Below are 9,556 nucleotides of genomic sequence, written 5' to 3' on the forward strand. Positions count from 1 at the left end.
CCGGCGGGGCTGAGGCATGCCGTGAGCATAGGGCCCCGTTGTGGGGAACCGACAAAGGTCCCGGGAACGGCGGACCGGGTGCCGGGCCGTTCGACCGGTGCGGGACGAGTGCACCGGATAGTGTCGCGTCATGGCTCTGCTGCCCCGACTGCGCCGCCTGCTGGGCCGCCCTGCGCCCGCGTCCCGGATCGGGGCGCGCCGGCCGACGGCTGCCCCCCGGCACGGCGACGTCCCCCAGGAGGACGCCCTGAGGTCCCGGCTCGGCGACGACCCCAACGACGAGCGCGCCTTCGCGGCCCTCGCCGAGATCGTCCGCCGGCACGCCGTGACCGGTGTCGACGACGACCCCCTGACCGCCGAGGCCGACGACGCCGAGCGTCAGCGCGCCGCCGACCTGGCCGTGTGGTCGCTCGGCGAGGAGCTCGCCGGCAACCCCCGCGCCTGGTACCCGCTGGTCGAGGTCGCACGGCTCTCCGTGCGCGACGACCTCGAGGGGACGCTGCGCCGGCTGACGACCGCCGCCGAGCGCGACCCGTCCGGCGCGGCGCTCGTCGCCGGCCTGCGGCTGCTGCGCGAGGCCGGGCTGCCCGTCGAGGCCCTCGGGCTCGGCACCGGGCACTGGCACCCCAAGGACCACGACCCGGAGGTCGGGCGCGAGCTGGTGCTCGCCGCCGTCGAGGCGGGCCGCCCGCTCGACGCGAAGCAGCACCTCGCCAGCCTCGACCTGTACCCGAAGCAGGACGACATCGCGCAGATGCGCCGCGAGCTCGCGCGCCTGGTCGAGCAGGCGGAGCGCCACGCGGGCGCCTGACGCCCGCGGAGCCTGACGCCGGCCCAGGCGGGCCGAGCCGTCGGCGCGCCCCCGCGCCGACTCGCGCGCTCGCGGCGCTCGTCGGCGCGCCGGCTCGCGTGCCCGTCGCCTCGCCGAGCGGCGGGTGCCCGGGCTCGCCACCTCGCCGAGATAGGGCCTGCGCGCCGAGATAGGGCCCTGGACGGTCCTATCTCGGCGCGGCGGTCCTATCTCGGCGAGCCTCGGGCCGCGCCGGTTCGGTGGTCGTCGCCGAGTTCGGTGCGTACGGGCGCCGAACTCGGCGGGTGGCACCGAACTCGGCGGGTGACACCGGGCTCCGCTCGGGGCACCGGACGCGGCCGGGCGTCCCGGACGCGGACGGGCCCCGCACCCCCCGAGGGGGGTGCGGGGCCCGTCGCGTCGGGTCAGGCGGGTCCGGTCAGGACTCGCCGCCCGCGTTGCCGGAGGTGCCGGCGGTGACGTCGTGCAGCCGGTACCGCTCGATGGCCTGCGCCGGGGCGTCCGCCGCGACCTTGCCCTCGCGGGCGAGCTGCTGCAGGACGCGGACCACGGTCGACGGGCCGTCGATCTTGAAGTGCCGGCGGGCGGCGGCGCGGGTGTCGGAGAACCCGAACCCGTCGGCGCCGAGCGTGGCGTACCGGCCCGGGATCCACTCGCGCACCTGGTCGGCGACGAGGTGGTCGTAGTCGGTCGTGGCGACGAACGGGCCCTCGGCACCCTGGAGCTTGGCGGTGAGGTACGGCGTGCGCGCCTCCTCGCCCGGGTTGAGGAACGCGTGCTGGTCGGCGGCCAGCGCCTCGCGGCGCAGCTCGTTCCAGGACGTCACGGACCACACCGCGGCGTGCACGCCCCAGTCGTCGGCGAGCAGCTGCTTCGCCTCGAGCGCCCACGGAACCGCCACGCCGGACGCGAGGATCTGGGCCTTCGGCCCGTCGCCCTCGGCGGGGGACAGCAGGTGGATGCCCTTGAGGATGCCCTCGACGTCGACGTCCTCCGGCTCGGCCGGCTGGACGAGCGGCTCGTTGTAGACGGTGAGGTAGTAGATGACGTCGGGGTCGCGGCCGTCCTCGCCGAACATCCGCTGGATGCCGTCGCGGACGATGTGCCGGATCTCGTAGCCGTACGCCGGGTCGTAGTGCACGACGTGCGGCATGGTGCCGGCCAGCAGCGGCGAGTGGCCGTCGGCGTGCTGCAGGCCCTCGCCGGTCAGCGTGGTGCGGCCGGCGGTGGCGCCGATGAGGAACCCGCGGGTCATCTGGTCGCCGGCCGCCCAGAACTGGTCGGCCGTCCGCTGGAACCCGAACATCGAGTAGTAGAAGTAGAACGGGATCAGCGCCTCGCCGTGGGTGGCGTACGACGTGCCCACCGACTGGAACGCGGCCGCGGAACCGGCCTCGTTGATGCCGGTGTGCATGATCTGACCGGACTCGGACTCCTTGTAGGAGAGCATGAGGTCGCGGTCGACGGCGAGGTAGTTCTGGCCGTTCGTGTTGAAGATCTTCGCGCTCGGGAAGATCGAGTCCAGGCCGAACGTCCGGGCCTCGTCGGGGATGATCGGGACCAGGCGCCTGCCCAGCTCCTTGTCCTTGACGAGGTCCTTGAACAGCCGCACGAGCGCCATCGTGGTGGCGACCTCCTGCGTGCCGGAGCCCTTCTTCAGCAGCTCGTAGGCCTTGTCGCCGGGCAGCGTCAGCGGCTTGTGCGTCGAGCGGCGCTCGGGCACGTACCCGCCGAGCTGGCGGCGGCGCTCCTGGAGGTACTGGATCGCCGGGTCGTCCTGGCCGGGGTGGTAGTACGGCGGCAGGTACGGGTTCTCGTCGATCTGCTCGTCCGTGATCGGGATGGAGAGCGAGTCGCGGAGGGCCTTGAGCTCGGCGCCCTTGAGCTTCTTCATCTGGTGCGTGGCGTTGCGCCCGGCGAAGCCGGAGCCCAGGCCGTAGCCCTTGACGGTGTGCGCCAGGATGACGGTCGGCTGCCCGGTGTGCTCCCGCGCGGCCTTGTAGGCGGCGTAGATCTTCCGGTAGTCGTGGCCGCCGCGCTTGAGCGCCCAGATCTCGTCGTCGGTCATCTTCTCGACGAGCTGCTTGGTGCGCGGGTCGCGCCCGAAGAAGTGCTCGCGGATGAACGCGCCGTTCTCAGCGCGGTACGTCTGGTAGTCGCCGTCCGGGGTCTCGTTCATGAGGTGGACGAGCGCGCGGTCCTTGTCGGCGTTGAGCAGGGCGTCCCACTCGCGGCCCCACACGACCTTGATGACGTTCCAGCCGGCGCCGCGGAACTGCGCCTCGAGCTCCTGGATGATCTTGCCGTTGCCGCGGACCGGGCCGTCCAGGCGCTGCAGGTTGCAGTTCACCACGAAGGTCAGGTTGTCGAGGCCCTGCTGGGCGGCGTGCTGCAGCATGCCGCGCGACTCGGGCTCGTCCATCTCGCCGTCGCCGAGGAACGCCCAGACGTCCTGCTGGCTGGTGTCCTTGATGCCGCGCAGGTGCAGGTACTTGTTGGTCCAGGCCTGGTAGATCGCCGACGCCGGGCCGAGGCCCATCGACACCGTCGGGAACTCCCAGAAGTCCGGCATCAGGCGCGGGTGCGGGTACGACGGCAGGCCGCCGCCCGGGTGCGAGACCTCCTGGCGGAACCCGTCGAGCTGGTGCTCGTCCAGGCGGCCCTCGAGGTACGCGCGGGCGTAGACGCCGGGGGAGGCGTGGCCCTGGAAGTAGATCTGGTCGCCGCCGCCCGGGTGGTCCTTGCCGCGGAAGAAGTGGTTGAGGCCCACCTCGTACAGCGTCGCCACCGACGCGTAGGAGGAGATGTGGCCGCCGACGCCCACGCCGGGGCGCTGCGCGCGGGTCACCATGACCGCGGCGTTCCACCGGTTCCACGAGCGGTACCGGCGCTCCAGCACCTCGTCGCCCGGGAAGTACGGCTCCTCGTGCACGCCGATGGTGTTGACGTACGGCGTGTTCAGCTCGGCCGGCACCGCGACGTTCCGCTCACGCGCGCGCTTGAGCATGCTCAGCAGCACGTAGCGGGCCCGGGGGCCGCCCTTGTCGTCGATGAGCCCGTCGATGGACTCGACCCACTCGGAGGTCTCCTCGGGGTCCACGTCCGGGACCTGGCTCAGCAGGCCGTTGATGAGCGGTCCGCGCTCGTCCTTCGAAGCCACCAGTGCTCCTCGCCTCTCCACGCGGGGGGCCGATCGGCCCCGGTGCGCATCTCGGCCCGCCGGCGTGCGCGCCGGTTTCGGTGCGCGCCGCCGCCGGGCGGGTAGTAGGACCATTGTCCGCCGTCCGGACACCGAAAGTCTCCCAGTCCGCCCCCTGGGATGCGTGACGTCCGTGACAATCGTGCCGCGCGGGGGTGGTCCGGGTCACGTCCGGGCACGTCACGGGCCCTTTCCGGGTCCGGAGGGCTCCCGGTCCCGCCCGTCGTCGCCCGATCGCGTGGCGGCGCGCACCGCCCGGGTCCGTCGTCACGGCGTCCCGAGGTGCGGACGGCCTGGTCCGCGGCGCACGACATGCGCGGCGCCACGACGGCGCTTGCCACGCGCTCGTGGGGTGCGGTGGGCTACCGTTCGGTGATCATCGAACAGGTGGTGCTCGGGAGCGGCCCGGCACGCCCGACGGAAGGAACAGGTCAGGACGTGGCATCCAGCACCGGCGACGCCCCCTCGGGGGCGGGCCGTCTCGGGTTCACCTCGGGCCAGGTGGTCCAGGAGTTCGGTTACGACGACGACGTCGACGAGGCGCTGCGGTCCGGGGTCGAGGAGATCACCGGCACCGAGCTCGTCGACGAGGACTACGACGACGTCGTGGACGGCGTGGTCATCTGGTTCCGCGACGAGGACGGCGACCTGGCCGACACGCTCATGGACGCGATGACCGTGCTGGACGACGGCGGCCAGATGTGGGTCCTGACCCCGAAGCCGGGCCGCGACGGCCACGTCGGGCACGACGACATCGAGGAGGCCGCGACGACGGCCGGCCTGCACGCGACGAGCACGTTCTCGATCGCGGGGGACTGGTCCGCGACGCGCCTCGGCAGCCGCGGCCGCGGTCGCTGACCCCGCCGCCGTGACGGGCGCGCCCGGGCTGCCGGTCGTCGGCGCCCCCGCGCCCGCGCTGACGCTGCCGGACGCGCACGGCGCGCCGGTGGCCGTCGGCGGTGCCGCGGCGTCCCCGGTGCTGGTCGTGTTCGTGCCGTTCGCGTTCTCGCGGGTGTGCACCGCCGAGCTCACCGAGCTGCAGCAGCACCTGCCGGAGCTGGCGGCCGCGGGCGTCGCCGTCCGGGCGGTGTCCTGCGACCCGGGCCCCGCGCTGCGCGCCTGGGCGGACCAGGACGGGTACACCTTCCCGCTGCTGTCCGACTTCTGGCCGCACGGGGCGGCGGCCCGGGCGTACGGGGTCTTCGACGAGGTGGACGGGTACGCGCGACGGGGGTCGTTCCTGCTGGACGCCGGCGGGGTGCTGCGGTGGTCGACGCTGTCCGCCGCCGGGGTGGCGCGGCCGTTCGCCGGGTACCGGGACGCGGTCGCGGGGCTGTGACGCGGCGCCGGCCGCGCGTCCGGCGGCCGTACCGGCACCGGTAGGCTGCGCACCGCAGCAGGGGCCTGTAGCTCAGTTGGTCAGAGCGCCGCGCTTACACCGCGGAGGTCGTCGGTTCGAGACCGGCCGGGCCCACCGACCGCGGAGAAGGTGGCCGGAGCACCTCCGGCAGCCGTGCGAGCGCGGCGTCGACCGCGTCCGCGGCGCCCGGCTCCAGCGCGGCCGCCCAGCGCGCGCGGAGCTCGTCGAACCGCGCGGCCCCGATCGCGGTCATCTCGTCGCCGCGGGGCGTGACGCGCAGGGCCTTGCGCCGGGCGTCGGCGGCGTCGTCCACCCGGTCGACGTACCCGAGGTCGGCCAGGGTGGCGACCGACTTGGCGGCGGCCTGGCGCGAGACGCCCAGCGCGCGGGCGAGGGCCGACGCGCTGTCCGCACCCTCCTTGATCGCGAGGAGCGCGAACTCGAGGTTCGCGGTGACGCCGGGGTGGCCGCGCCGCGCGAGCTCCTCGACGACGTCGCCGACCATCGCCTCGAAGCCGCCGAGCAGGAGCAGAGCGGTGCGGACCCCGGGTGTCGACTCCATGGCGCGACGGTACGGGACCTCCGAGGTGTTGACAACCTGGTTGGCTATCGCCGAGTCTGACAACCACGTTGTCAACCTGGAGGTCCACATGAGCACCCATCCCGGCGCCACGATCCCCGGCGTGCAGCACCACCGCGCTGCCGTCGACGGGGCCGAGCTGCACTACGTCACGGCGGGCACCGGCGGCAGCCCGGTCCTGCTGGTCCACGGGTTCCCCGAGTCCTGGTGGGCCTTCCACCGCGTGATCCCGCTGCTCGCCGCCCGGCACCGCGTCGTCGCGGTCGACCTCCGCGGGTTCGGCGACTCCTCGGTCGCCGACGACGCGTTCGGCAGCGCCGTCGCCGCCGAGGACCTGCACCGGCTGGTCGACACGCTCGGGGTCGGCCCGGTCCACCTGGTCGGGCAGGACGTCGCCGGCGCGACCCTCCTGCGCCTGGCGACGTCGCACCCCGCCGACATCGCGAGCCTGTCGGCCGTCGAGATGGGGCTGCCGGGTCTGGGGCTCGAGGCGTTCGCCGACGTGACGCACGGCGGGTCGTGGCACATCGGCGCCCTGGCTGCCCCCGGCATCGCCGAGATGCTGTTCACCGGGCGGGAGCGCGAGCTGCTGGGGCGGTGGGCGTTCCCGTCGATGGTGGCGACGCCCGGCGCCGTGACCGAGGAGGACGTCGCCGAGCTCGCGCGCACCTACGCCCGCCCCGGTGGCTGGCGCGGTGCGGTCGGGCTCTACCGATCCATCCTGTCCGAGGGACCTGAGATCGCGCGCCTCGTCGAGGAGCGCCCGCTTGACGTGCCCGCCCTGGCGGTCGGCGGCTTAGGCGGGGACGTCACCGCCGCGACGCTCCGGCGGGTCGTGCGGGGCGAGGTCCGGGCGGTGCAGCTCGACGGGGTGGGGCACTACGTGGCGCTCGAGGCACCGGACCGCCTCGCCACGGCGCTGGGCGACTTCCTCGCCACGGTGGATCGCTGACCCGCGCCGCCGCCCCCGACGGTCCCGCCGGGGGCGGCGCGTGCGCATCCTGTGCGGGTCCTGCGCGTAGGTCACGCAGCCCCGGGCAGGTGGGGCGCGGCCCCCCGGGGCGTGGCGCCGCGGGCCCGTACGGTGAACCGATGCCCGCGCTCTCCCCGCCGTTCCGCCGTGCCCTGACCGCCCTGCTCCTCGCGGTCGTCGTCCTGCCGTCGGCGGCGTCCGCCGCGGTGCCGACGTCGGTTCCCGTGGCCAGGGACCGCGCGGCCGCAGCCGGGGACCGCGCCGCCGTCACGGGGGATGCCGCGTCGTCGACGGTCCTGCTCGTCGGCGTGACCGGCCTGCGGTGGGACGACCTGAGCACCGTCGGCACCCCGGCGCTGGCGGAGCTGGCGGCGACCGGGGCGGTCGGGAGCACGGTCGTCCGCAGCGTGCGGTCGTCCACCTGCCCGAGCGCCGGCTGGCTCGCGGTGGGCGCCGGCGGCCGCGCGGACGACACCCGGGCGGCCGACGGCAGCTGCCGGACACTCGCCGAGCCCGACGTGACCGGCCGGGTGCCCGGCTGGGACGACTTCGTCGCGGCCACGGACGCCTCCGCGTACGACTCGCGGCTCGGGCTGCTCGGCGACGCGGTCGCGGCCGCGGGTGCCGTGGCGACCGGGATCGGGCCGGGCGCGGCGATCGCGCTCGCGGGGTCGGACGGCGCCGTGGTGGGGGAGCACGTCGACCTGCCCGGGACCACGGACGCCCTCCGGGACGCGACCGCAGCGGCCCTCGTCGGGTCGTCGCTCGTGGTCGTCGACGCCGGCTCGGTGCGCGACCCCGGCCGGGCCATGCGGGACCGCGCGGCCGGCGACGAGGCGGACGCCGTGCCGGCGGACCCGACGCAGGTGGACGCGACCGGCGCGGACCCGGCCCAGGCGATCGGCCCCGAGGTGGTCGCGGAGCCGGACCGCGCCGAGCAGGTCCGGGCGGTCGACGCGCGCCTCGGCGCGGTGCTCGACGCCGCCCGCGCCGCGGGGGATGACCCGACGGTGCTGCTGGTCTCGGTCGCCGACTCGGGCCGCCGCGCGCACCTCCAGGTCGGGGCCGCCACGGGTCCCGGGACGGCGCCCGGGCTGCTCGGGTCCGCCTCGACCCGGCAGCCGGGGCTGCTGCAGACGACGGACGTCGCGCCGACCCTGCTGGACGCGCTCGGCATCCGGGAGCACGCCGCGGCCGGGGCGCTCGTGGGCGCGCCGGTGCGGGTCGCGCCGGACGACCGGAGCAGCGCCGACCGCGTCGCCGCGCTGGTCGACCAGAACCGGCGCGCGCAGGCGGTCGCGCCCCGGGTCTCGGGGTTCTACGTGCTGTGGGTGACCCTCAACCTCGTCCTCTACGTCGTGGTGACCGTCGGCCTGACGCGCCGCGGGCGGTCCCTGCTCGCCTGGGTGCGGCGGCGCAGCCGGGCCCGGTCGGCGGTCCCGCACCCGGGCGAGGAGCAGGCGCAGGCGCGCGGGGTGCTGCAGGCGCTGCGGGTCGCGGCGGTGGCGGTCGCGGCGATCCCGGTGGCGACCTTCCTGGCGAACCTGGTGCCGTGGTGGCGCGCCGGCGCTCCGGGGTGGGTCCTGGGGCCCCTCGTGGCCGCCCTCGCGCTCCTGGTCGCCGTCGCGGCGTACGCGGTGCCCGCGTGGCGGCGGACCCCGCTCGGCCCGGTCGGCGTGGTGGCGGCGATCACGGCCGTCGCGCTCGGGCTCGACGTGGCCCTCGGGGCGCGGCTGTCCCTCGACTCGCTGATGGGTCCCGGGTCGCTGGTCGCCGGGCGGTTCTACGGGTTCGGCAACCCCGCGCTCGCCCTGTTCGTGACCGCGACGATCCTGGGCGCCGTCGCGGTCGTCGACCCGCTGGTGCGCCGGGGCCGGCGGCGGGCGGCGACGGCCGTGGTCGCGCTGGTGGGCGTGCTGGCGCTCGGGGTGGTGTCGGGCATCGTGTCGACGACGCCGACCACCGGGGCGAACTTCGGCGGGCCGCCCGTCGTCGTCGCGGGCTTCCTCGTCCTGGTCGTGGTGACCGCGGGGGCGCGGCTCGGCTGGCGGCGGCTGGGGCTCGTCGTCGCGGCCGGGATCTCCGCCTCCGTGGTGCTGTCGGTCCTCGACTGGCTGCGCCCCGCCGACGAGCGGACCCACCTGGGCCGGTTCGTGGAGACGGTGCTGGACGGCGGGCTGGGCGGGGTGCTGCTGCGCAAGGCCGGGACGAACCTGCGGATCCTGCTCGGCAGCGAGCAGACGCTGCTCGCGATCGGCGGGCTGCTGCTGGTGGTGATCCTGCTCGGGCGGCCCGCCCGCTCGGCGCTGCGGGCCGCGGACGGCGGGCCGTACGCGTGGCTGTCCGGCGGCGCGCCGCTGCGCGCGCTCACCACGGACGCCCCGCTGCTGGTCGGCGGGCTGACGGCCCTGGCGGTGGCGCTCGGGTTCGGGTTCGCGATCAACGACTCCGGCGTCGTGGTCCCGGCGACCGGCGTGGGGCTGGCGGTGCCGCTGCTCGTCGCCGCGTGCGCCACCTGGCTGCTCGGCCGGAATGCCCGGCCGCCGGCCGAGTCGGACCCGGGGCACGCGCGCGTCCTGTCCTGAGCCCGCGGCTCACCCCCGGCGCGTGACGACAGCGGGCGGGGCGGGGGC

The 9,556-nt window shown here is 75.7% G+C and carries 6 protein-coding genes and 1 tRNA gene; 6 read left to right on the plus strand and 1 reads right to left on the minus strand.

All coding sequences use genetic code 11. From position 1 onward, the window contains the following. Positions 1–130: 130 nt before the first annotated feature. On the plus strand, positions 131–811 hold the full coding sequence (locus tag G6556_RS14005; RefSeq protein ID WP_166942546.1) for a hypothetical protein: 681 nt from the start codon (positions 131–133) through the stop codon (positions 809–811). A 418-nt stretch (positions 812–1,229) separates the two neighbouring features. Here G6556_RS14005 and aceE read toward each other — a convergent pair whose 3' ends face one another. Beyond that, positions 1,230–3,971, minus strand: a complete 2,742-nt coding sequence (gene aceE / locus G6556_RS14010) for a pyruvate dehydrogenase (acetyl-transferring), homodimeric type (protein WP_166942549.1) — start codon at positions 3,969–3,971, stop codon at positions 1,230–1,232. Between the two features lie 477 nt (positions 3,972–4,448). Here aceE and G6556_RS14015 point away from each other — a divergent pair, with 477 nt between their 5' ends. The 5 genes from G6556_RS14015 (at position 4,449) to G6556_RS14040 (ending at position 9,508) form a co-directional block, all read left to right on the plus strand. After that, on the plus strand, positions 4,449–4,868 hold the full coding sequence (locus G6556_RS14015; protein WP_203668855.1) for a DUF3052 domain-containing protein: 420 nt from the start codon (positions 4,449–4,451) through the stop codon (positions 4,866–4,868). A 10-nt stretch (positions 4,869–4,878) separates the two neighbouring features. Continuing rightward, positions 4,879–5,349, plus strand: coding sequence for a redoxin domain-containing protein (locus G6556_RS14020; RefSeq protein WP_166942554.1), 471 nt, complete (start codon positions 4,879–4,881; stop codon positions 5,347–5,349). Between the two features lie 61 nt (positions 5,350–5,410). Further along, positions 5,411–5,484, plus strand: a tRNA-Val gene (locus G6556_RS14025). Positions 5,485–6,020: 536 nt separating this feature from the next. Further along, positions 6,021–6,902, plus strand: a complete 882-nt coding sequence (locus G6556_RS14035; RefSeq protein ID WP_166942557.1) for an alpha/beta hydrolase — start codon at positions 6,021–6,023, stop codon at positions 6,900–6,902. A gap of 140 nt (positions 6,903–7,042) precedes the next feature. Next, a complete protein-coding gene (locus tag G6556_RS14040) occupies positions 7,043–9,508 on the plus strand; it encodes a hypothetical protein (RefSeq protein ID WP_166942559.1) in 2,466 nt (821 codons plus the stop codon). Positions 9,509–9,556 lie beyond the last annotated feature (48 nt).

Source organism: Cellulomonas sp. IC4_254 (assembly GCF_011603975.1).
Classification (GTDB): Bacteria; Actinomycetota; Actinomycetes; order Actinomycetales; family Cellulomonadaceae; genus Cellulomonas.

Bases quoted from the DNA above. Each gene is read 5' to 3' on its own strand.
- G6556_RS14035 (WP_166942557.1), top strand. From the start codon at position 6,021: ATGAGCACCCATCCCGGCGCCACGATCCCCGGCGTGCAGCACCACCGC.
- G6556_RS14005 (WP_166942546.1), top strand. From the start codon at position 131: ATGGCTCTGCTGCCCCGACTGCGCCGCCTGCTGGGCCGCCCTGCGCCC.
- G6556_RS14040 (WP_166942559.1), top strand. From the start codon at position 7,043: ATGCCCGCGCTCTCCCCGCCGTTCCGCCGTGCCCTGACCGCCCTGCTC.